Source organism: Micromonospora maris AB-18-032 (assembly GCF_000204155.1).
Classification (GTDB): Bacteria; Actinomycetota; Actinomycetes; order Mycobacteriales; family Micromonosporaceae; genus Micromonospora; species Micromonospora gifhornensis.
In genome coordinates this window covers 5184379-5205401 of sequence record NC_015434.1, presented here as the reverse complement: position 1 = coordinate 5205401, position 21023 = coordinate 5184379, and the positions used below count along the sequence as shown (strand labels likewise).

The window sequence follows — 21023 nt, the reverse complement described above, 5'->3', positions numbered from 1 at the left end:
CCACCCGCGTCCCGCCCGCCCACCCACACACCCCGTCTGCCCCGTCCGCGTCGATCTTGCACTTTGGGTCGCCGATACATCCCTTTCCGCGGCAATTGCACCGACAAGAAGTGCAAGATCGCGGGGTGCTGCGGTGCTGCGGTGCTGCGGTGCTGCGGTGCTGCGGTGCTGCGGTGCTGAGGGTGGGGGTGGGTGGGGGTGGGGGTTAGGGGCCGGTGGTGGTCTGGGTGCGGAGGTGGCCGCGTTGGACGGCGCGGCTGATGTCGCTGGGGGAGACGATGCCGACCAGGTTGCCGTTGGCGACTACCAGGGCTCGGCCGTCGGCGCATTCGCTGAGGCGGGGCAGCAGGTCGGTGAGCTGCTCGTCGGGGGAGGCGAGCACCAGGTCGTCGGCCCGGCAGGCCACCGCCTCCAGGGTGGTGCTGCTGCGCTGCTCGCTCGGCACGCCGCGCACCCGGTCGAGGGTGACCAGGCCGACCGGCCGTCCGTCCTCGGTCAGCGGCAGCGCCGTGTGCCGGTACGCGAACAGGTAGTTGTCGACGAAGTCGGCCACGGTCAGCTCACCCGAGGCGGTCTGCGGCTGTGGGGTCATCACCTCGCCGACCCGTATCCCACGCAGTGCGCTGCCCATCCGGGCCTGCCGTTCCTCCATGCTGGCCGCGCCGATCAGGAACCAGCCGATCAGCGCCAACCAGAGCCCACCGAAACCGGCACCGCTGAGGAACCGCCACAACCCCAGTCCGATCAGCACCACACCGAGCACCCAACCCGCCCGAGCCGCCACCACCGACGCCCGGGTCCGGTCCCCGGTGGCCTTCCACACCGCCGCGCGCAGCAGCCGCCCGCCGTCCAGCGGCGCCGCCGGCAGGACGTTGAACAGGGCCAGCAGCAGGTTGATGCCGGCCAGCCAGGCCATCACACCCAGCAGCAGCCCGTGCACCCCGGCCACCCCGAGGACCATCGCGATCACCCCGAAGAACGCCCCGATGATCAGGCTGACCAGCGGTCCGACGCCCGCGATGCGCAACTCTGCGCCCGGCGTACGGGCCTCGCCCCGTAGTTCGGCGACCCCACCGAAGAGCCACAGCGTGATCCCCTGTACGCCCAGCCCGTTGCGCTTGGCCACCACCGCGTGGGACACCTCGTGGGCGAGCAGACCCAGGAAGAAGACCACCGCCGCGGCCAGACCCGCGAAGACGTACGCGACGACCGACCGGCCCGGGTACGACACCGGGAACAGGTTCGCCGACAACCCCCACCAGATCAGCGCGAAGATGACCAGGACACTCCAGTTCACGCCGACCGGTACGCCCGCGATCCGACCGAGCCCGAAACTCGCCCTCATGCCTGGGTGATACCCCCGCAGGCCAAACCCATGCCCAGGTCGGAAACGTCGCCGCCTGCCGCAGGTGGTCGCGCCGGCCTCAGATGGCGGTGGTGATCGAACCGATCTGGTGCCAGAGCAGTGCAGCGACCAGGCTGGCCAGCAGGGACGTGGCGGCGAAGATCGGCCACGACGTCGGGGCCCGACGGTACGCGAGCAGCACGGTCGTCCCGATCATCGCGAGCAGGACGCTGGCCGTGGCGGACAGCACCCGGCCCAGGAAGAACGCGTCCAGGGCATGCCAGGCGCGGAAGATCATCAGGAACTCCAGGCCCTGACCGGCAAGGAGCCCCAGTGCCGCACCGGCGGCCACCGACGCCGCGATGCGTGTCCCCCGTCGGACGAGCGCACCCAGCCCGCCCAGCAGGACGCCGGCGACGACCGAGGCGGTGAGCCAGAACGCGGTGGCCCGCCCGACCGAGGCCAGACCGTTCAGGGCGGAAGAACTGCCGTCCTCGAGAGTGCCGAGACGCCAACGGCGGCCGTGGGCGACGATCAGTCCGTAGTAGACGACCGTCGCCGTCACCAGGACGACGCTGGCGCTGATCGGCGCCACTGCCCGACTGATCGGCGCCACTGCCCCGCTGGTGGTCAGGTAGCCGGCCAGCAGGGCTGCGCCACCCCAGGCGAAGCCGGTACTGGTGAGAGTCAGCACGACCATCCCGGCGATGCCGGGTAGTTCGTCACCGACGAAGGCGAACAGGCCCAGGCCCGCTCCGACCAGCAGCAACGGCGTCCAGGACAGACCTCGGTACGCGGTGACAGCTCGCAGCGCGGCGGCGCGAGTCCGGCGCAACCCGACCTCACCGTCGCCGGAGCGGGTGATCGGGCGAGGTGCGGGACGCGCGGTGGTCATCGGTGATCCCCACTGCCCGGCCGCCGTCGGTCAGCGATGCGGGTCTTCATGTCGGGCGAGCATGCCACGACCGGTCAGGTTGCGCGTACCCGAAATGCCGGCGGTCAGGCCGGGACCGTTCGGCGGCGGTCAGGCGGTCGGCGGTGGGGTGGGTAGCGTGTCGACGACGGTCACCGGGCTGCCCGGGGGGACCTCCTTGAGCAGCAGTCGCTGCCCGGAGGGGGTCAGTCGGATGCAGCCGTTGGTGGTCTGCCGGCCCAGTTCCCCGTCGTGGTACCAGGTGTGGATGCCGATGTGCGCGCCGCGCAGACCGGCCGGTACGGATTCCGGGTCGTCGGGCACCGAGCCGAGGGCGTAGATGTCGACGCCACCGTAGACCGACTCCGGCGGTGGCGTACGCCCCAGCACGAAGGTGCGGCCCAGCGGGGTCTCCTGGCCGCGCTGGCCCAGGCTGACCCGCCAACTGCGCTTCGCGACGCCGTCGCGGTACCAGGTGAGCCGGTACGGCACCCGCTCGACGACGATCTGGTCCCGCAGCTCGACCGTGTCGAAGCCACCGGGTGGCAGCCAGGCCAGCTTGCGGTTGGCCGACGGCAGCAGCACCGCCGTCCAGCCGGCCTCGCGGCGCGCCACCGGGACGGTCAGATCCACCCCGCTGATGGTGGGCATGAGGAAGGCGATCGGCCGCCCACCGGGCCCGTCGTAGGCGGCGAGACGGCGCTGCGGGCGTACGCCCTCGGTGAGCGGCGTGGTGTCCAGCGCGTCCGGGTCGTCGGGGAAGCCGACGGGTGCCGGGTCGTAGTCGATCTCCGGCAGGTCATCCGGAGCCGGCGCGGCCGGCGCGACCGTCTCGGCGCTCTCCGTCGGCACCGACACCGTCGGCACCGGCACCTGATCGCTCGGCCGGGCCACCGGTGCCGGCCCGGCCGACGGCGTCAGCGCCCAACCGGCGTACGCCGACCCACCCACCAGCACCGCAACACCCACCGCCGCGACGACCCCCCGCCGCCCTCGTCCAAACCGACCAAAAGCCACAACTCACCCTAACCTCCCCACCCGCCCCACCACCCCCAAACCCACCCTCTCCCCACCCGCCCTGAACCGTGTTGATCAAGAGGTTTGCGTCGGGATCGAGCCGATTCCTGACGCAAACCTCTTGATCAACGAAGCGGGAGCGTGGACAGGGGGTGGGGAGGAGGGTGGGGCGTTAGGGGAGGCGGGCGGAGAGGTGGATGGCTATGGCGTCGTGGGCGGGGACGTTGGCGGTGAACCAGCCGTTGGTGTCGACCGTGATGACCGGGCCGGAGCAGGTGCCGGCCGAGAAGGTGCCGTGGATGACGTCGCAGTAGCGGCCGGCGGGTAGGCCGGTGTAGTAGGAGCGGCTGTTGACGGCGAAGTCCTCGTCGTTGATGGTGATGAAACCCTTGCCGGTACGGCTGAACGCGATGTGCTGGTAGCCGTTGTCGTACCAGTTGCTGACGCCGGTGCCCTCGGTGGCGTTGCGGAAGCCGACCATGTTCGCGATGACCGGCCAGCGGTGCTCGCACTCCCAGCCGGAGTAGCAGACCGTGTTGCGGGTCTTGTTGCTGCTGTCCGAGGGTGGGCCCGCGTCGCGGCTGCTGTAGGTGTAGCTGGACATCACCGTCGGCGAGCCGTACGGCCAGGCCAGCATGAAGGCGTTGGCCAGCGCGTAGATGCCCCGGTCGCGGTAGGTGAGCACCCCGCCGTCGTCGCGTTGGGTGTCGTGGTTGTCGATGAAGACCGAGGAGACCCCGCTGGGCAGGTGGCCCCAGCCCTCACCGAAGTTGCGCAGGTACGCCAACCGCTCGGAACGGAACACCCGGGCGAGGTCCTTGCCGTAGCGGAACTCGTGCACGTCGCCGTTGCCGGTGTACTCCTCGGGCCGGATGGGCTCGCCGGCACCGTAGATCACCTCCTGCACGATGTACGGGCGGCGGTTCAGTCGACTGAGGATGTTGGCGATGTCGGCGGCGGGCATGTGTTTGCTGGCGTCCAACCGGAAGCCGTCCACCCCGAGCGACAGCAGGTCGTTGAGGTACGCGGCCAGCCGCGAGCGGACGTAGTCCGAGCCGGTCTTCAGGTCGGCCAGGTTGACCAGCTCGCAGTTCTGCACCTCGTACCGGTCGTTGTAGTTGACGATGTCGTTGTTGCCGTTACGGCCGCAGTAGTTGAAGTCCTGCGCCTGGTAGATGCCGGGGTAGACGTGGTGCTGGTACGACGACCCGGCCCAGCCGGTGCCGCCGTTCGTCTGACCGGACATGTGGTTGATGACGGCGTCGACGATCACCTTGACGCCGGCCGCCTGGCAGGTGGCGACCATGGACCGGAACTGGTCGCGGGTGCCCTTGCGGGATTCGATCCGGTAGCTGACCGGCTGGTACGCCACCCACCACTGGTTGCCGCGGACGTGTTCCTGCGGGGGCGAGACCTGGACGTAGCCGTAGCCCTTCGGGCCGAGGGTGCTGGCGCACTCGCTGGCCACCGAGGGCCAGTTCCACTCGAACAGGTTGGCGATGACCTTCTTGCCGCCGGTCGGGGCGGCGACGGCCGGGGGTGCCGTCACGACGGTGGGGGCGAGCAGGGTGGTGATCGTGCCGAGGGCCACGATTGCCGTACGGAGTCGACGTCGGTGCATCGGAAGCTCCTGGGGGAGTGAGGGCTGCCTGAATCTTGCATCGATGCTGAAAAATTTCAGCAAGGTTACAAGCTGATTTCATCGACTGTCAACGTATGGATGTGCGTCAGTGGCCGGATCGGGTCTACACGCGCCGGGCGGGGGGACGGTTCGACAAGTCGTGGAGATTTTTCGGCGCGGGCTGATCCGTCCGGCATCCGACTGCGTACTGGAGTGGGGAACAGGGTCGGCCGGTGGTACGCCGCCGCGAGACGATCGAGGAGCACATGGCCCGGGCTATGCAGAACGAGACGACGCCTGCCGTCCGTACCAGCAGCAGCAGTAGAGGCGTCCAGGTGGCCTCCCGCGGTCAGATCCTGGCGCTGTCCGCGTCCGGACTCGCCGCGGTGTGGGCGCTGGTCATGCTCACCGGCGCCGGCCAGAAGGCGTACGCGATGGGCTTCTTCTTCACCGAGTTCTTCGCCGGCGTGATCGCCCTGGTCGCGCTGAGCCTCACCGTGATGATGGGGCTGCTCTCCACCGACCGGCTGGTGCTGCTCATCCGGCACCGGGTCCTGTTGCAGTCCGCGCACCGGGCCACCGGCATCCTCGGGGTGGCGGGTCTGGGCTTCCACGTGATTACCAAGATCACCACCGGGCGGGCCGGGATGACGGACGCGGCCGTGCCGTTCGTCGGTGGGCGGGGCCTCTACGTCGGGCTCGGCACCATTGCCGCGCTGCTCATGGTGAGCGTGCTGTGGACGGGGATCATTCGGGCCCGGTTCGCCGACATCGGTCCGAAGTGGGTGTGGCGGGCGCTGCACTCCCTGGCGTACCTCTCCTGGCCGTTCGGCATCTTCCACGGCCTCGGTGCCGGCCGTCCGCCGGCCACCTGGGTCAGCCTGAGCTACGGGCTCTGCGTGGTGCTTGTCGTGATGGCGCTGCTGGTCCGCCTCTCGGTCACCCTTCAGCGGCGCAGTCGCGAACGGCACCAGGCCGCCGCCCTCAACGAGGCGATGACCGGCAAGGGCAGTGACGAGACCCGACCGAAGACCCTGCTCGGCAGCCTGACCAAGCGGGCCGGCGAGGGCGAGCGGACCCGCCGCGACACCAGTTGGGCGGAGAGCACCTCCGGCACGTGGGCCAGCCCCACCATCCGCCGCAACGATCCGGAACGCTTCACCGTGCCGGTGGTCCCGGAGCCGGGCACGCTGCGCGGACCGGTCCGCCCCAGGCGCCGGGACGAGGAGTTGGAGCCGGTCGCCCGGCGTACGTCGTGGCGCGACGAGGAGGACCTGGAGCGCGCGGTACGACGGGAGACCGAGTTGCTCGAACCGGTGGCCCGTCGGCGGCGCGACGAGGAGCCGGTCGGGCGGCGTGGCTCCCGCCACGAGGAGGAACTGGAGCCGGCACCGCGCCGTTCCCGGATCGACGACGACGCGGAACCGCGTCGTTCCCGACGGGACGAGGAATCGAGCCAGCGTCGCGTCGACCGGCGGGAAAAGGAGTACGAGCCGGTGGCACGCCGCGCCACCCGACGCCGCGACGAGGAACCGGTGGCCGACGTCGACCGTGAGCCGGGCGGCCGGCGCTACCGCGACGACGAGGTGTACGGCCGCTCGCGGCGGTCCCGGTCCGACCTGGACGCCGGCACCCGTTACTCGGCACCCCCGCAGGGCATCGTCGACGAGCCGGAGGAACCCTGGGACAGCCCGCGCCGCTGGGAGTCCACCGCGCCCATCTCCGGCTCGCCGATCTCGGGCTCGCCGATCTCCGGTTCACCGATCTCGGGCTCGCCGATCTCGGCCGCGCCGCGCAGTGGTGGCGGTCGGCACAGCGCCGACGACGACGGCCCGGAGGTGGAGACCGACTACTGGCGTCCCCCGGCCCGGTACGCCCCGGACGACGTCGCCGACGACGACACCCCGACCCTTGTCGACCTGGCCGCCCGGCGGGCTCAGCGGGCGGCCGCGGACAGCCGGCGTCGCCGCCGGGCCGACCCGGACTCGGTCGACGGGGCCTACTGGGCCGGCCTGCGAGGTGAAGCCAAGTGACGATGCGTACCACCGTGCCACCGGTCGCCTGCGTGGGTGAGCCACGGATCACCGCCGGGTTCGCCGAGTTCGGTCGCCTCGACCTGCGGGCGCACGAGATGGTGCACGGCCCGATCAGCCCGATGGAACCGTCCAGCCTGCTGCGACTGGCCGAAGGCATCCAGCTCAAGGGCAAGGGCGGTGCCGGGTTCCCGTTCGCCCGGAAGCTGCGCGCGGTGCTGGAGTCCTGCGAACGCCAGGACCTGCCCCCGGTGGTGGTGGTCAACGCCACCGAGGGTGAGCCGGCCAGCTGGAAGGACAAGGTCATCCTGACCCGGGCACCGCACCTGATCCTCGACGGCGCCGCCCTGGCCGCGTTCGCCCTCGACGCCGAGGAGATCGTGCTCTGCGTGGCCGACGACCTGATCGGCCGGGACTCCCTGATGGAGGCGCTGGAGGAGCGCCGGATGCCGGTACCGACAAGCGTGGTCACGGTGCCGCACCGCTTCATCAGCGGCGAGGGTGGCGCACTTGTCAACGGGATCAACGGCCTGCCGCACATCCCGCCCGGTACGAAGAAGCGGTCCAGCGACTCGGGTGTCAACAACCTGCCCACCCTGCTGTCCAACGCCGAGACGTACTCCCAGATGGCGATCGCCGCCCGGCTCGGCCCGTACGAGTACGCGGCGCTCGGCACCGACGACGAACCCGGCACCGTGCTGCTCAGCATCACCGGCGCGGCCAAACGCCACGCGGTGGTGGAGTGCGCCGCCGGCACCCCGCTGCGGGAGATCCTCGAACTCTGCGAGGTGCCCGAGGGGCCGGGCATCCTGATGGGCGGCTACCACGGCAAGTGGATCACCTGGGAGGCGGCGAACAAGGCCGAGGTCTCCCGCAAGGGGCTCGCCGCGGTCGGCGGCACCCTCGGCGCCGGCATCATCGTCCCGCTCGCCAACGACACCTGCCCGCTCGGCGAGGCCGCCCAGGTGGTGCGATACCTGGCCGGTGAGTCCGCCGGGCAGTGCGGCCCGTGCAAGCGCGGCCTGCCGGACCTGGCCCGCGCCGTCGACCTTGCGGTCTCCGGCAGCGCCCCGGTGGAGGTCGTGCGCGCGGCAGCCGGCGACGTCAAGGGACGCGGCGCATGCAGCCACCCCGACGGTACGTCCCGATTCGCGCTGTCCGCGATGGAGGTCTTCGCCGAGGACCTGAAGAAGCACACCACCGGCGAGGGCTGCGGCCGACGGGTCAAGGGTGTGATGGGCCTGCCCGGTGCGCCCGACCCGGATCCGCAGAAGCTGGTCCTGGACTGGTCCCGGTGCGACGGTCACGGGCTCTGCGCGCACGTGGTGCCGGACTTCATCCGGCTCGACCAGAACGGATACCCCGCCTTCCCGCCCACCCCCGTACCGACCTGGCTGCGGGAGGGCGCGTCGAAGGCGGTCAAGGTCTGCCCGGAGCTGGCACTACGACTGACCAAGGCCTGACGGGCCGCTCCGGGCCGCCCGGCAGGTCCCGACCTCGGCGGACCGACCCGGCCTGCCACGTGACCCGACGAAGGAGACGCGGATGGGGACGGCACGAACGACCGGACGACTCGCCGCCGCCCTGCTGGCCGTCGTCCTGACCGGGGCCGGCTGCGGTGCGGAGGCGGTCGCCCCGTCCGCCTCGACCCCGGCGGGCAGCGCGGCGACTCCGGCCAGTAGTGAGGCCACCCCGGCGGGCGGCGTCGTCTCCCCGGGGGGCGCGCCCACCGGCCCGGTCACGGTGCCGGATACCCTCCGGTTCACCGGCAAGACCCTCGACGGTACGGCCTTCGACGCCGCCGCTCTGGCCGGTCGCCCGGTCGTGCTCTGGTTCTGGGCACCGTGGTGCGCCGCCTGCGCGAGCCAGGCGTGGACGGTGGCCGAGATCGCCCCCGGCTTCCGCGACACCGTGCCGATCATCGGCGTCGCCGGCCTCGGCGAACACCAGGCGATGGCCGACTTCGTCACCGAGTTCGAGTTGGCGCCGGTGACGCAACTCGACGACCGTGCGGGGGCGATCTGGCGGCGCTTCGAGGTCACCGAGCAGAGCACCTTCGTGATCATCGACCGGGACGGTCGGGTGGTGCACCAGGGTTGGCTGGACGGGGAGGACCTCACCCGCCGGGTCACCGCGCTGGCCGCCTGATGCCGGGGATGTACCGGCGCTGCCCGCTGTGGCCGGGGGCGCAACAGCGCTGGCCGCTGCGACCGGGAGGTGGTTGATGGAGGCCACCCTGCTGCTCGCGTTGACCGCGGGGATGCTCGGCGCGGTCAACCCGTGCGGCTTCGCGATGCTGCCGGCGTACCTGTCGCTGTTGGTCGCCGGAGCCACCGACACCCGTGGTGCGGTACGGCGGGCGCTCACCGCCGCCGCCGCGCTCACCGTCGGGTACGTCGTGGTGTTCGGTGCCTTCGGCCTGGCACTGGCCCCGGTCGCCGGCTGGCTGCGCCCCCGGCTGCCCTGGTTCACCGTCGGGCTCGGACTGCTGCTGGTGCTGCTCGGCTGCTGGCTGCTCGCCGGCCGGCGACTGCCCACCCTGCGCCCGTTGGCCCGGGCACCCCGACTGACCCGTTCATGGCCGTCGATGGTGCTGTTCGGGATGGCGTACGCGGTCGCCTCGCTGGGCTGCGCCATCGCACCGTTCCTGGCGATCGTGGTGACCAGCCTGCGGGCCGGTACGCTGCCGCGCGGGCTGGCGCTGTTCGGCGCGTACGCCCTCGGGATGGGGTTGGTGGTGGCGGTGGCCGCCCTCGGCGTGGCCCTGCTGCGCGGGGAGGTGGTGGCCCGGCTGCGCAATGCCGGCGCGTGGGTGCCCCGGCTCAGCGGCCTGGTGCTGCTGCTCGCCGGCGGCTACGTCGCCTGGTACGGCTGGTACGAGGCCCGCCTGTTCGCCGGCCACCGAGCCGCCCTCACCGACCCCGTCATCCTCACCGCGGCCCGTGTCCAACGCTGGCTGGCTGCCACCCTCGACACCGCCGGCCCCACCACCCTGGCCCTCCTCCTAACCACCCTCACCGCCCTCACCCTCCTCACCCGCCCTCGCCACCCCCACCCCCCTGACCTCCGCGATCTTGCACTTTCTGCCTCGACAAAAGTGGCAAATGCGGACGTTTCAGCGACCACAAGTGCAAGATCGACGCAGAGATCGAGGCGGGGCGGGGCGGGGGCGAGGGGGAGGGGGAGGGGTTAGCGGGGGGTCAGGCGGTCGGTGCCTAGGCGGGGGCGGAGGACCTCGGGGACCAGGACTGAGCCGTCGGGCTGCTGGAACTGCTCCAGGATGGCCGGGAGAAGTCGACTGGTGGCCAGTGCCGAGCCGTTGAGGGTGTGGACGAAGCGGGTCTGCTTGCCGCCCGGCTCCCGGTAGCGGATCGCCGCCCGGCGGGCCTGGTAGTCACCGCCCCAGGAGACCGACGAGACCTCCTTGTACTTGCCGGTGCTCGGCATCCACACCTCGATGTCGAGGGTCTTGCGCATCGAGGCGCTGGAGTCACCGGCGGCCAGCAGGCTGCGCTGGTAGTGCAGGCCGAGCCCCTCGACCAGGCTCTCCGCGTGGGCGACCATCTGCTCCAGCGCGGCGTCGGCCTGCTCGGGCAGGGTGAACTGGAAGATCTCCACCTTGTTGAACTGGTGGCCGCGGACCGTCCCGCGCTCGTCCGAGTGCGACCCGGCCGCCTCGCGGCGGTAGCAGGGGGTGTACGCGAACACCTTCAGCGGCAGCGACGCGGTGTCCAGGATCTCGTCCTGGTACGCCCCGAGGATCGCCGTCTCCGCGGTGGGCAGCAGGAACTGGCCGCGCGGGGCGGACTGCTTGTCCAGGTGGTAGACGTCGTCGTAGAACTTGGGGAACTGGCCGGCGGCGAAACCGGCGGTGTCCAGCAGCAGGTGCGGCGGGAGCAGGAACTCGTACCCGGCCTCGATGTTCCGCTCGATCAGCCAGTTGATCAGCGCCCACTCCAGCCGGGCGCCCAGCCCGGTGTACATCCAGAAGCCCGAGCCGCCCAGCTTGACGCCCCGCTCGTGGTCGACAAGCGCCAGCATCCGGCTCAACTCGACGTGGTCGCGGATCTTCTCGATGGCCGGTGGGGCACCGAAGGTCTTGACCACCCGGTTGGCTTCCTTGCCGCCGGGCAGCACGTCGTCGGCGGGCAGGTTGGGCAGCTCGCTCATCACGGTACGCAGCCGGGACTGCACCTGGTCGAGCTCGGCCTCCAACTCGGCGACCTGCTTGCGGCCGGTCTCGTCGGTCACCTGCGGCTCGACACCGGCCCGCTTGGCCTGCGCGTACGCCCGGGCCTCGGCCTTGCGACGCTGCCGCTCCCCGTCGATCTCGGTGATCAGCCGGCGGCGTTCCCGGTCGAGGTGCTGGATCTCGTCAAGCGCCCGGTCGACCTCGGCGGCATCGAGCCGCTTGGCCAGCGCGGTCGCCACCGCGTCGCGATCCTTACGGATCAACTCCATGTCGAGCATGCTGCTCCGTACCTTCAGGTCAGGCTGACCCGGTGATGCTACCGCCGTACGCGGATCGCCCTGCCCCCCGCACCCGACCGTCCACCTTCCGCAGCGGCTCGGCCGCAGAGCCGGCTCGGCATCAGAGTCGGATCGGCATCAGGATGGAGAAGGCGCCCTCGTCGTCCGGGCGGCGGATGGTCAACGGCGTGAGCGGGCTGTCCAGTTCCAGCGTCAGATGCCGGCCGCCCGCCGCGTCCAGCGCGTCGAGCAGGTACTCGCCGTTGACTCCGACCCGCAACTCGGTGCCGTCCGCGCCGGCCCGGTCAGCACCGGCGGCCAGGCCGGGACGATCCGGATCGGGCAGGTCGTCGGGATCGCGCAGGTCGTCGGGGCCGGGCAGGTCGTCGGGGCCGAGCAGGCGGAGCCGGTCCGGCGGGCCGAGACCGAGCACCGTCACCGGCCACGACCGGCCGGCGTACTCCCGTACGACCGTGGGCCCACCGGCCCGCAACGCGGTGACCAGCCACTCCGCGTCGACCGGTACCCGTCGGGTCGGCCCGGCGGCACCGGAGCGTGGCAGCAGCGCGTGGTAGTCCGGGAAGTCGTACGGCAGCGCGGTGGCCCGCAGTTCGTGCCCGGCCACGTCGGCGACCAGCGACGAGCCGGACACGGTCAACTCGACCACAGCCCGATCAGCGCCAGCGCCAGCGCCAGCGCCAGCGCCTGCGGATGCGTCGAGCAGGTGGCGCAGGGCGTCGACCGTGTCCAGCGGCAGCAGGGTGCGCACCGCCGGGCCGTGCACCGTCGCCTCGGCCGTCGCCACCGCCAGCCGGTGCCGGTCGGTCGCCACCAGTTCCAGGCCCGAGTCGGTCACGTCGAACAGCACACCGGTCAACGCCGGCACCGTCGGGTCGGTGCCGACGGCGAACCGTACGGCGTCCACGGCGGCGGCGAGCGCGGCACCGGTCAGGGTGAGTCGGGTGATCCCGGGCTGGTCGGCCGGCAGCAGCGACCGCAGCCGGGACACCTCGCGACGCGCGTCGGCCAGCCCCTGCTCCAGCCGCCGCAGGTGCGTGTCGAGCAGCCGGTGCACCAGCGCCGGTTCGGCGCGTACCGCCTGGGCGATCTCGGCCACCGGCATGCCGACGCGGCGTAGCCCGGCCACCAGCCGCGCCGGTGCCACCTGGTCGTCGGTGTAGCGGCGGTAACCGGTGACCGGGTCGACCCAGGCGGGCACCAGCACCCCGGCGGCGTCGTAGAACCGCAGAGCGCTCACCGTGAGCCCGCTGGCCCGGGCCAGCTCACCGATGCTGCGCAGGTCACTGTCCACGCCGAGATCCTGCCCCCTCGACCTGCTTGAGGGTCAAGCCGCTGTCGGGTGTTAACAGGGGACCCCTGCTCTACACCAGGCGTTAAGAAGGTGCCCTTCCTTCGTCCAAAACTCCGAAGGTGAGGCCGGCGGTGGTGAGGCGGTGCAGCAGGGCGTCGCCCATCGCGGTGACCGGGGTGACCTGCCCGGCGGTGGACGGCAGATCGTCCAGGGCCAGGCAGAGCGCCGACTCGGCGAGCATCTTGGCGGTCTCGTCGTAGCCCGGATCTCCGCCGGCCACCTCGGTGACCACCCGTCGGTCCCCACCGCGACCGACGAACCGGACCCGGAACCACGACTTCGCCCGCTGCTCGGGGCTCGGCCCCTGGCCGGAGGCGAGCCGGCCGAGCAGCCAACGCCGGGTCGGTGGCAGCTTCACCAGCGCGGTCAGCGCGCCCAGACCGGCGCCGGCGACCAGCACCGTCGGCAGCCGCCGTACCGCCGCGAAGTGCCGGTAACGGAAGTCCGGCCCGTACTCCGGACGGGCCGCGGCGGATCGGCGGACCACCTGCGGGTCGATGGTGGGCAGCGGCACCGCCCAGACCGGCAGGTCGCGGGAGCGGGCCACCTTGCCGGGCACGGCCCGCACCTGGCGGCCGGTCGGGCGCGGCTCGACGGCGCGGCGTTCGCGGGCCGCCCGGGCGGTCTCGGCGGTACGCGAGAAGGCGGTCAACGCCGAGTGGTAGGTGCCGGCGGAGAACCGGCCCCCGGCGCGTACGTAGCCGTCCACGGTGATCGGCACGTCGGCCGGCAGGTGTTTGATCGTGAACCAGACCCCCAGGTCGTGGGGGATCGAGTCGAAGCCGCAGGCGTGCACCAGCCGGGCCCCGGTGCGTACCGCCTCGGCGTGGTGGCGCACGTACATCAGGTCCACGAACTCCGGCTCGCCGGTGATGTCCAGGTAGTCGGTGCCGGCGGCGGCGCAGGCGGCCACCAATGGATCCCCGTGCCGGATGTACGGCCCGACGGTGCTGGCCACCACCCGCGTGGCGGCGGCCACCGCGCGCAGCGAATCCGGGTCGGTGACGTCGGCGGTGAGCAGCGGCAGTTCCGCAAGCGCCGGGTCGACCGCGGCCAGCCGGTCGCGGACCGTGGCCAGCTTGTCGGGGTTGCGTCCGGCGATCGCCCAGCGCAGCCCGGGTGGGGCGTGCCGGGCGAGATAGTCGGCGGTGAGCCCGCCGGTGAAGCCGGTCGCCCCGAACAACACGATGTCGTACGCCCGCTCCGCCGTCATGCCGAGATGATGCCAGCCGGAGCGCGTCACCGCTCGGCACCTGTCACCGGTCCCGGCCGGTCGGGGGCAGCTCACCGCTCTCGGCGAGCTGCTTGGCCTGCCACAACGCGTGGCGGACCGCGAGCTGTGGTTCGTCACCGATCAGATGCGCGGCCAGCCCGGTGGGCGCCGGTTGGGTGACCGGTCGGGCGGCCAACTCCGTACGCCGACCGTCGGGCGGGCTCCGCAGCTCGACCTGGATGGCACCGTCGAGTCGGCGCAGCGGCTCCGGCCAGACCCCTTCCGGCAGCACCTCCCCGGGCGGCCGGGCGATGGCCACCACCTGCCACGGCTCGGGCCACCGGCGGACGGAACGGGAACGCCGCCTCAGCCGTCGGACGACAGCGGTGCGTACGGTCCGGAGCAGGGCAGCGCCGAGGACACCCGTCACGGCGAGTGCCGTTCTGAGCTGTCCCACCCGTTACCTCCCGTGCTCCGCGCGATCTCCATCGTCACCGCGCTCCGGGTGAACCGGACTCCTCCCGAAGGGGTGAACCGCCCGGTGCCGGGTAACCGCCGGACCGCAGGGCCTGGGGAGGGTGGACGCGTCCGTGGGGGTGGGCCGGATGCCGGATGACCGCAGCGAGGTCCGGGGTGCCGCACGGGCCCGTACGCCGGGCGGGCCGGCCGTGCTGGCGTCCCGCCTGTCGCCCGCCGTGCTGCCCGAGCCGGTGGTGCTGCGGCCACGGCTGGCCCGGTTGCTCGACGAGGCCGTGGCCCGGCCGGTCACCCTGCTGCGGGCCCCGGCGGGCTGGGGAAAGACGACGCTGCTCGCCTCGTGGCGGCGCACGGCCACGCAGCGCGACTCGGGCACCCCGCCGCCGGCCTGGGTCTCGGTGGAGGCCGGCGACGACGCTGAGCGGCTCTGGGCGTACCTCGCGGCGGCCCTGCGTTCGATCATCGACGTGGCGGCGACGCCGATTCCCGACCGGCCACCGGGCCCGGACGAACTGGAGGTGCTCGCCGCCGCGCTGGCCGCCCGGGAGCAGCCCGCGGTGCTGGTCCTGGACGACCTGCACCGGGTCACCGACCCGGCGGCGGTGGCCGGGCTGGAGTTCCTGCTGCGCCACACGGATCAGCGGTTACGTCTGGTGGTGACCGGACGCTCCGGCCCACCGCTGGCCGTGCAGCGTCTGCGCCTGGCCGGTGAGTTGACCGAGATCGGACCGGACGAACTGGCCTTCACCGGCGACGAGATCGCCGACCTGTTGACCGCCCACGCGGTGGCGGTCCCGGTGGCCGCGGTACGGCGACTGCGGCAGCGCACCGAGGGTTGGGCGGCGGCGCTGCGGATCGCCGCGCTGGCGCTGCGCCAGCAACCGGATCCGGAACGCTGGATCGACCAACTCGGTGCCGACCACCCGGAGATCGGCGGCTACCTGCGCGAGGAGGTGCTCGCCGGGCTGACGCCACAGGACCGAGAGCTGCTGCGGCGGGCCGCGGTCGTGGACACCGTCTGCGCCGGCCTCGCCGGTGCGCTGACCGACGACCCGAGCGTCGAGGGGAGGCTGAGCGGTCTCGCCGAGGACGCCGGGTTGCTGCACCACGACGGGGGACGCCCGGCGTGGTACCGCTGTCATCCGCTCCTGGCGGACCTGCTGCACCGCGAGCTGGGTCGGTTGCCCGCCGACGAGCTGCGTGACCTGCACCTGCGTGCCGCCGGCTGGTATGCCGGCAACGGTCGACCGGCCGAGGCGTTGCGGCACGCGCTGGCCGCCGAGAACTGGGTCAGCGCCGTCGACCTGTTCGTCACCCGGTGGCCGGAACTCGTCCCGAACGGCCGGGTCGACCGGGACGTTCCTGCGGCGGCACCCCCGCCGGAGGCGGTGGCGCGGGATCCGGAGCTGGCGCTGGCCTGTGCCGCCGACCGGGCCCTGCACGGCGACCGGGAGGCGGCCCAGACGCAGCTGCGGCTGGCCGCCGAGCACGGCGGCGCGCTGCCCGAGCCACGTCGGGGCCGATTCGGTCGGCTGGCCGCCGCCGTGACGCTCACCCTGGCCCGGGCGACCGGCGACCCCGAGACGGTACGCGCCGCCGCCGCCCGGCTGCTCGCCACCGCCTCCGCAGCGGGCGCCGCCCCGGTGGCCCGCGTCGAGGAACGGGCCGCCGGGCAGACACCTCGCGGCGACGCCGGTGACGACGCCGACGTACGGGCAGTGGCCGGCACCGAACTGGCCCGGCTGGCGCTCGACGCCGGGGAGCTGACCGAGGCGGCCGACGGGTTCGCCGCGTCGTTGACGGCCGCCCGGGTGACCGGCCGACTCCGCCCCGAACTGGTCTGCGCCAGCCGTTGGGCGTTGCTGGCGGCGCTGCGTGGGCATCTGCGGGCGGCCGAGGAGGCAGCCCGGGCCGCACTCGCGCTGCCGCCCTGCCAGGGCTGGTCGGCCCAGCTGGACTGCGGGTACGCGTACCTGGCGCTGGGGTTTGTGGCGCTGCACCGGGACCAGCCGGCGGAGGCCGCGGCGAACCTGACCCTGGCCGCGGCGGCGACCGGAGAGGCACCGGCCGGTGCGGTGGCGGCCTGGTGCCACTCGATGCTGCGCCACGACGAGGGCGACCTCGTCGAGGCGCACCGCCTGCTCGGGCAGGCTCGGGAGTGCTGGTCGCAGCGCTCCGGGCCGGTGGCGGCCTGGTTGCTCGCCGCCGACGTGGATCTGCACGCGGCCCGAGGTGACCTGTCGACCGCCCGCGAGCTGGCCGCCGCCGGGATGGCGCGGTTCACCTCACCGACGCAGGCCGGGCCGGCCTTTCCCGCAGCCGTGCTGTCGGTCGCGGCGGCCCGGGTGGAACTGCGGGCCGGTGACCCGCACGCCGCCGCGCGGCTGCTGCCGGACTGGGCCGCCGGGCCGGCAACCGACTGGCCCCTGCCGGTACGCCTCGACGCCGCGCTGCTCGACGCGGTGCTCGCCGGGCGCGGCGGCGATGAGCGCCGGGCCGGGCGCACCCTGGAACAGGCGCTCGATCTCGCCGCCCCCGACGGGTACCGCCGGCCGTTCACCCGCGCCGAGCCGGGCCTGCGTCACCTGCTCACCGCCCACCTGGACGCCGGTACGGCGCACTGGCCGATGGTCAGTGACCTCGTTCGGGCGGTGGACCCGCCGGCGGACCTCGCCGCGTCCGGTGCGTCGGTGGCCCCGCTCGACGAGCCCCTGACCGAGCGGGAACTGACCATCCTGCGCTACCTGCAGAGCATCCTGTCAAACGTGGAGATCGCGGCCGAGCTGTCGGTGTCGGTGAACACGGTCAAGACGCACGTACGCAACATCTACCGCAAGCTCGACGCCACCCGACGCCGGGACGCCGTCCGCCGGGCCCGCGAACTCCACCTCATCTGAGTGGGCGGTGCCGGCGGGTCGTGGGCGGACGGCGTCCCGTCACCAAATGACCTGCAAGGAGGGGCCCCTTGTTAACGCCTGCGGTAGAGGAGGGGCCCCTTGTTAACGGATCCGGTGCCCGGATCAGGTGATGGCCGGATCAGGTGGTGGCGGCGTCGACGGTGGCCAGCAGGGTGGCCAGGTCGAAGTCGCCGTCGTGGCGGGTGTCGTTGACGAACAGGGTCGGGCTGGCGTCCACGCCACTGCGGATGCCGCTGACGAAGTCGTGTCGGATCCGGTCACCACCGGCATGTCGACCGATCTCCGCGTCCACCTCGTTCACCGGCAGCCCGAGCTGCTCCACGCCGAGCATCAGGTGCACCCGATCCAGCTGCTCCTGGTGCTCGTAGAGCCAGTCGTGCATCTCCCAGAACCGTCCCCGCCGTCCGGCGGCCTCGGCCGCCTCGGCGGCCATCTCGGCGTACGGGTGCAGGTTCGCGATGGGGAAGTGCCGGTAGACCAGGCGGACGGTGTCGGCCCGCTCTCGGAGCACCTCCTGCAGGCTGGCGTGCGCCTGGCCGCAGAAGGGGCACTGGTAGTCGCCGTACTCGACGATGGTCACCGGCGCGTCCGTCGGACCTCGGACGTGGTCGTGTTCCGTGACGGGTGTGCGGAGCCGCGCAGTGACCTGCAGTGGTGTGGTCAGCTGATCGGTCATGAGTGCCAGGCTGCTGCCCGGCCGGGTGAGGGGGGCTCACCCGGCCCGGGTGGTTGCGGCGTACGCCGCCTCAGCGCAGCACCGGTGCCACGGCGATGTGGTTCTGCACCTCCCGGATGCCCGGCGCGGACCAGACGACCCGCTCCACCTCGGCGCGTTCGGGCATCGAGTGCACCAGACCGCCCAGCAGCACGGTGTCGCCGTGCACCCGCACCGTCACCTGCTCGGCGTCGGTCGCCCGGTTGCGGGCCAGCGCGTCGACGATCCGGTCGGCCAGCCTGCTGCCGTCGGGACGCACCGTCGGCCGTACGGTGATCCCGTTGCTGATTCCGCGTACGCCGTTGAGCTGGTTGACCGATTCCTCCGCGGCGCGGCGTTGGTACTCCCATTCGACCTGGCCGTGCAGGGTGACCCAGCCGTCCGCGACCGTCACGTCGAGCTGCTCCACCGGCACGAAGGCACGCCACTGCAGGGCGTGTTCCACCGCGGTGGCGATCTCCGGATCGGTGCGCTCCGCGCCGGTGATCAGCCGTACGGCGATGTCGTTGGCGACCACCCGGACCTGGGCGACCCGATGTGCCGCGCGTTCCGCCGCCCACTTCTTGGCGTAGCTGTCCACCCGGCCGGTCAGCGTCACCACACCCTCGGCCACGGTCACCCCGATCTCGTGCGGCTGTACGCGGGGCTCCCAGTCCAGTTCGTCGAGTACCGCGGAACGGATGTCCTGATCGATGCGGTTGATCGTCGAGATGCTGGCCATCGCCTTGCTCCTCCCTTGCCGGCGTGGCGCGGCCCGCTTTGCCGGGTCCGCGGCACTCAGCCTGGCGGCGGTCCGGGTGACCCGGCCTCACCCGGGTCGGAGGAGGTCCGTGGGAGCGCTTCCATTTGCTCGTCGAAACGGTTAGGGTGAGCCCATTCCTCGGGTGCGGGAGCCAATCGCGCCGGTGCCGGAGCCAGGGCAGCTCCGTTGGGTGTCTGCTGTGCGTCCACCTCACCTCGGTCACGGGGTGTGGGGCGTCTCCCCCCGAGAGGAACTCAGATGCGGAGAGGTCTCGTCGATCCGGCGGTGTCCGCGCCCGGCTGTGCCGGCGCCGGCCCCGTCCTGCGAGCCCGACCGGGGGCACCGTCCGCCGCGCCCACGCCACCCACCACCGGCACCGTACGCCTCAAGGCCCGGCCCGCTAAGGAGGGCGATCTGTGGCTGGCTGGGCAGGGTGGGCCGGGGCGTCGCACCGGAGCCACCCGCCTCACGTCGACGAACGTCAGCAGCGCGGGCTTCTTCTTCCCCGAGCCCGACCGGCCAGACGGCGTCGCCCCCGGGTCCGTCCGCGTCCACCCCGGCCACCGGCCCGGCCGCGTTCCCGACCCGCCCGCCGCCGTCGGGCGGCGCTCCGGCCGCCTGCCTCAGCGCCGGCTCGTGACGCGAGTGAGCTTCCGACGACCACCACCCGCACCACTCGCTGGCCGTCCACACCCGGTCAGCGCAACGGACCCCGTCCGACCGGATCGGTCGGACGGGGTCCCGTCCCGAGCTGAGCCCGTTCGACGCCAGCAGGGTGAAGGCCGCCGCTCAGCGGTCGGTCTCGGCGGGGGAGTCGGGGCGCTCGACGTCCACGAACTCGATGTCGTCGACGGACCGGTCACGGCTGCCCGCGGCGCGGGCGGCGGTGCCGGCAGCCCAGCCGAGCGCGGCACCGACCAGCGCCGCGCCGATCAGCAGGGTCCACGGCAGGGCGGGACGGCGACCGGCAAGGGCGTCGAAGGCCCGGGTGGCCCGGCGGCGGGCCTCCTCGGCGGCCGATCCCACCAGCTCCCCGGCGTCGTCGGCCAGCCCCGCAGAGGTGTGCCGGGCGGAACGGGCGGTGTCCCGGAGGTTGTCACCCGCGGTGCTCACCGCCGACACGAGGTGGTGCCAGGCGTCGTCCGCGATCCGCTCCGGCTTGCTGCGGCGTTCCAGCAGGTTGGTTCCGAACATGGTTCCCTCCTCGACAGGACCGAGGCCGGTGCCCGAATGAGACCTCCTCGGCGGCTTGCCCGGCGTGCGGCGGGGGTACGCCTTCGGAGGCTGTGCCCCGCCGGATGCCCTCGCAAACCGGATCAGCGGGACGACACCACCGCGACGGCGGCCCGGGCGAAGTCGTCGTCGTCATCGTCGTCGTCATCGCCCCCGCCGCCGAAACCGCAGGCCAGGACGAGGGTGAGCAGTGCACTGACGCCGGCCAGGGTGGCGAGCCTGCGAAGCATGTCGTCGTCCTCTCATCGATTCGGTCAGTGGTGATGCTAGGCACATTCCGGTACTGACCGCAGCCCGGCTACCAGCGGAGCCGGCCCCACGGCGGACGCCTCGCCGCGCTGGATATCGAAACCGCTGGCATCGGCCCGCTACCCTGGTTCGACGGCGTGGGCTGGCGCGCGGTGTGGAATAGCGGCCAGCGCGTCGAGTGATAGGACATGAAAAGTCCGGACAAGGGCGACTTGGCACGCCCCTGTCCGCGAATTGCTCATCCCGAGGGGTGGCGACCGAGGCCGTTGGAGGAATACTCTCGGTCGCGGCCCGCGTACTGATGAGGCGCCCGTCGTACGGGCGAGTGGAGGTGCTCGCGTGAGCCTGTCGATCCTGCAGACGGTTCGGCCTGGTGGTGTCATCGAGATCGCCCCGCGAGGGGAGATCGACGTCGACACCGCGTACGAAGTGAAAGAGGCCATCGCCGAGGTGCTGGCCAAGGGCCGGCCGGCCCGGATCGAGCTCAACATGCGGCTGGTCACCTTCATCGACTCGGTAGGCATCAGCGCGATGGTCGCCGGATTCCAGACTGCCGAGGTCAGTGGTGTGAAACTGGTCGTGACCGAGCCGAGTCGGTTCGTGCACCGGCAACTCTGGGTGACCGGCCTGCTCGGCCTGTTCGGCGCCCCCGAGCCGTACTACGCGGGGGCCGCCACACCCGAGGTCCTTCCGGGGGCCTGACCC

18 protein-coding genes are annotated in these 21023 nt (G+C 72.5%); 6 read left to right on the top strand and 12 right to left on the bottom strand.

Annotated elements, in window-relative coordinates:
- Positions 1-205 precede the first annotated feature (205 nt).
- From VAB18032_RS22905 to VAB18032_RS22890, 4 genes are all read right to left on the bottom strand, one after another.
- Positions 206-1345, bottom strand: a complete 1140-nt coding sequence (locus VAB18032_RS22905; protein ID WP_013735309.1) for a site-2 protease family protein — start codon at positions 1343-1345, stop codon at positions 206-208.
- A gap of 79 nt (positions 1346-1424) precedes the next feature.
- Positions 1425-2240, bottom strand: coding sequence for a hypothetical protein (locus VAB18032_RS22900; RefSeq protein ID WP_013735308.1), 816 nt, complete (start codon positions 2238-2240; stop codon positions 1425-1427).
- Between the two features lie 129 nt (positions 2241-2369).
- Entirely contained in the window at positions 2370-3215 is an 846-nt protein-coding gene (locus tag VAB18032_RS22895) for a L,D-transpeptidase (protein WP_013735307.1), read from the bottom strand.
- Between the two features lie 232 nt (positions 3216-3447).
- Positions 3448-4896, bottom strand: a complete 1449-nt coding sequence (locus tag VAB18032_RS22890) for an alpha-amylase (RefSeq protein WP_013735306.1) — start codon at positions 4894-4896, stop codon at positions 3448-3450.
- 233 nt (positions 4897-5129) lie between these two features.
- Here VAB18032_RS22890 and VAB18032_RS22885 point away from each other — a divergent pair, with 233 nt between their 5' ends.
- The 4 genes from VAB18032_RS22885 to VAB18032_RS22870 all read left to right on the top strand — a co-directional run bounded on the left by VAB18032_RS22885 (position 5130) and on the right by VAB18032_RS22870 (position 10122).
- Positions 5130-6929, top strand: coding sequence for a hypothetical protein (locus VAB18032_RS22885; RefSeq protein ID WP_232510846.1), 1800 nt, complete (start codon positions 5130-5132; stop codon positions 6927-6929).
- Between the two features lie 2 nt (positions 6930-6931).
- Complete coding sequence (locus VAB18032_RS22880; protein ID WP_043721652.1) at positions 6932-8392, top strand: NADH-quinone oxidoreductase subunit NuoF family protein; 1461 nt, start codon at positions 6932-6934, stop codon at positions 8390-8392.
- A gap of 82 nt (positions 8393-8474) precedes the next feature.
- Positions 8475-9077, top strand: a complete 603-nt coding sequence (locus VAB18032_RS22875) for a redoxin domain-containing protein (protein WP_013735303.1) — start codon at positions 8475-8477, stop codon at positions 9075-9077.
- A 76-nt stretch (positions 9078-9153) separates the two neighbouring features.
- A complete protein-coding gene (locus VAB18032_RS22870) occupies positions 9154-10122 on the top strand; it encodes a cytochrome c biogenesis CcdA family protein (RefSeq protein ID WP_013735302.1) in 969 nt (322 codons plus the stop codon).
- Here VAB18032_RS22870 and serS read toward each other — a convergent pair.
- From serS to VAB18032_RS22850, 4 genes are all read right to left on the bottom strand, one after another.
- Entirely contained in the window at positions 10119-11399 is a 1281-nt protein-coding gene (gene serS / locus VAB18032_RS22865) for a serine--tRNA ligase (RefSeq protein ID WP_013735301.1), read from the bottom strand. The two genes, VAB18032_RS22870 and serS, sit on opposite strands and share 4 nt — an antisense overlap.
- Before the next feature lie 121 nt (positions 11400-11520).
- Positions 11521-12711 (bottom strand): DNA polymerase III subunit beta family protein, encoded by a 1191-nt coding sequence (locus VAB18032_RS22860; protein WP_013735300.1) that lies wholly within the window; start codon positions 12709-12711, stop codon positions 11521-11523.
- An 82-nt stretch (positions 12712-12793) separates the two neighbouring features.
- The gene (locus VAB18032_RS22855; RefSeq protein WP_043721649.1) at positions 12794-13984 is read right to left on the bottom strand and encodes a saccharopine dehydrogenase family protein; all 1191 of its coding nucleotides are present in this window, start codon (positions 13982-13984) and stop codon (positions 12794-12796) included.
- 43 nt (positions 13985-14027) lie between these two features.
- Positions 14028-14441 carry a hypothetical protein gene (locus VAB18032_RS22850; protein ID WP_013735298.1) on the bottom strand — a complete coding sequence of 138 codons (414 nt, stop codon included), beginning with the start codon at positions 14439-14441 and terminating at the stop codon, positions 14028-14030.
- Between the two features lie 148 nt (positions 14442-14589).
- Here VAB18032_RS22850 and VAB18032_RS22845 point away from each other — a divergent pair, with 148 nt between their 5' ends.
- Complete coding sequence (locus VAB18032_RS22845; RefSeq protein ID WP_086011344.1) at positions 14590-17358, top strand: winged helix-turn-helix domain-containing protein; 2769 nt, start codon at positions 14590-14592, stop codon at positions 17356-17358.
- A gap of 139 nt (positions 17359-17497) precedes the next feature.
- On the opposite strand, the gene VAB18032_RS22840 is transcribed toward VAB18032_RS22845, so the two are convergent.
- The 4 genes from VAB18032_RS22840 to VAB18032_RS32160 all read right to left on the bottom strand — a co-directional run bounded on the left by VAB18032_RS22840 (position 17498) and on the right by VAB18032_RS32160 (position 20299).
- Complete coding sequence (locus tag VAB18032_RS22840) at positions 17498-18043, bottom strand: DsbA family protein (RefSeq protein ID WP_043725422.1); 546 nt, start codon at positions 18041-18043, stop codon at positions 17498-17500.
- An 82-nt stretch (positions 18044-18125) separates the two neighbouring features.
- Positions 18126-18815 carry a BON domain-containing protein gene (locus VAB18032_RS22835; RefSeq protein ID WP_013735295.1) on the bottom strand — a complete coding sequence of 230 codons (690 nt, stop codon included), beginning with the start codon at positions 18813-18815 and terminating at the stop codon, positions 18126-18128.
- A gap of 810 nt (positions 18816-19625) precedes the next feature.
- Positions 19626-20030, bottom strand: coding sequence for a hypothetical protein (locus tag VAB18032_RS22830; RefSeq protein WP_013735294.1), 405 nt, complete (start codon positions 20028-20030; stop codon positions 19626-19628).
- Positions 20031-20152: 122 nt separating this feature from the next.
- Entirely contained in the window at positions 20153-20299 is a 147-nt protein-coding gene (locus tag VAB18032_RS32160) for a hypothetical protein (protein WP_013735293.1), read from the bottom strand.
- Between the two features lie 358 nt (positions 20300-20657).
- Between VAB18032_RS32160 and VAB18032_RS22825 the strand changes: the two genes are divergently transcribed.
- A complete protein-coding gene (locus VAB18032_RS22825; protein ID WP_013735292.1) occupies positions 20658-21020 on the top strand; it encodes an STAS domain-containing protein in 363 nt (120 codons plus the stop codon).
- Positions 21021-21023 lie beyond the last annotated feature (3 nt).

Excerpts from the sequence above, each read along its gene's own strand:
- VAB18032_RS22905 (WP_013735309.1), bottom strand. The coding sequence starts at position 1,345 with ATGAGGGCGAGTTTCGGGCTCGGTCGGATCGCGGGCGTACCGGTCGGC.
- VAB18032_RS22900 (WP_013735308.1), bottom strand. The coding sequence starts at position 2,240 with ATGACCACCGCGCGTCCCGCACCTCGCCCGATCACCCGCTCCGGCGAC.
- VAB18032_RS22890 (WP_013735306.1), bottom strand. The coding sequence starts at position 4,896 with ATGCACCGACGTCGACTCCGTACGGCAATCGTGGCCCTCGGCACGATC.
- VAB18032_RS22880 (WP_043721652.1), top strand. The coding sequence starts at position 6,932 with ATGCGTACCACCGTGCCACCGGTCGCCTGCGTGGGTGAGCCACGGATC.
- VAB18032_RS22875 (WP_013735303.1), top strand. The coding sequence starts at position 8,475 with ATGGGGACGGCACGAACGACCGGACGACTCGCCGCCGCCCTGCTGGCC.
- VAB18032_RS22870 (WP_013735302.1), top strand. The coding sequence starts at position 9,154 with ATGGAGGCCACCCTGCTGCTCGCGTTGACCGCGGGGATGCTCGGCGCG.
- serS (WP_013735301.1), bottom strand. The coding sequence starts at position 11,399 with ATGCTCGACATGGAGTTGATCCGTAAGGATCGCGACGCGGTGGCGACC.
- VAB18032_RS22855 (WP_043721649.1), bottom strand. The coding sequence starts at position 13,984 with ATGACGGCGGAGCGGGCGTACGACATCGTGTTGTTCGGGGCGACCGGC.
- VAB18032_RS22845 (WP_086011344.1), top strand. The coding sequence starts at position 14,590 with ATGCCGGATGACCGCAGCGAGGTCCGGGGTGCCGCACGGGCCCGTACG.
- VAB18032_RS22835 (WP_013735295.1), bottom strand. The coding sequence starts at position 18,815 with ATGGCCAGCATCTCGACGATCAACCGCATCGATCAGGACATCCGTTCC.
- VAB18032_RS22830 (WP_013735294.1), bottom strand. The coding sequence starts at position 20,030 with ATGTTCGGAACCAACCTGCTGGAACGCCGCAGCAAGCCGGAGCGGATC.
- VAB18032_RS32160 (WP_013735293.1), bottom strand. The coding sequence starts at position 20,299 with ATGCTTCGCAGGCTCGCCACCCTGGCCGGCGTCAGTGCACTGCTCACC.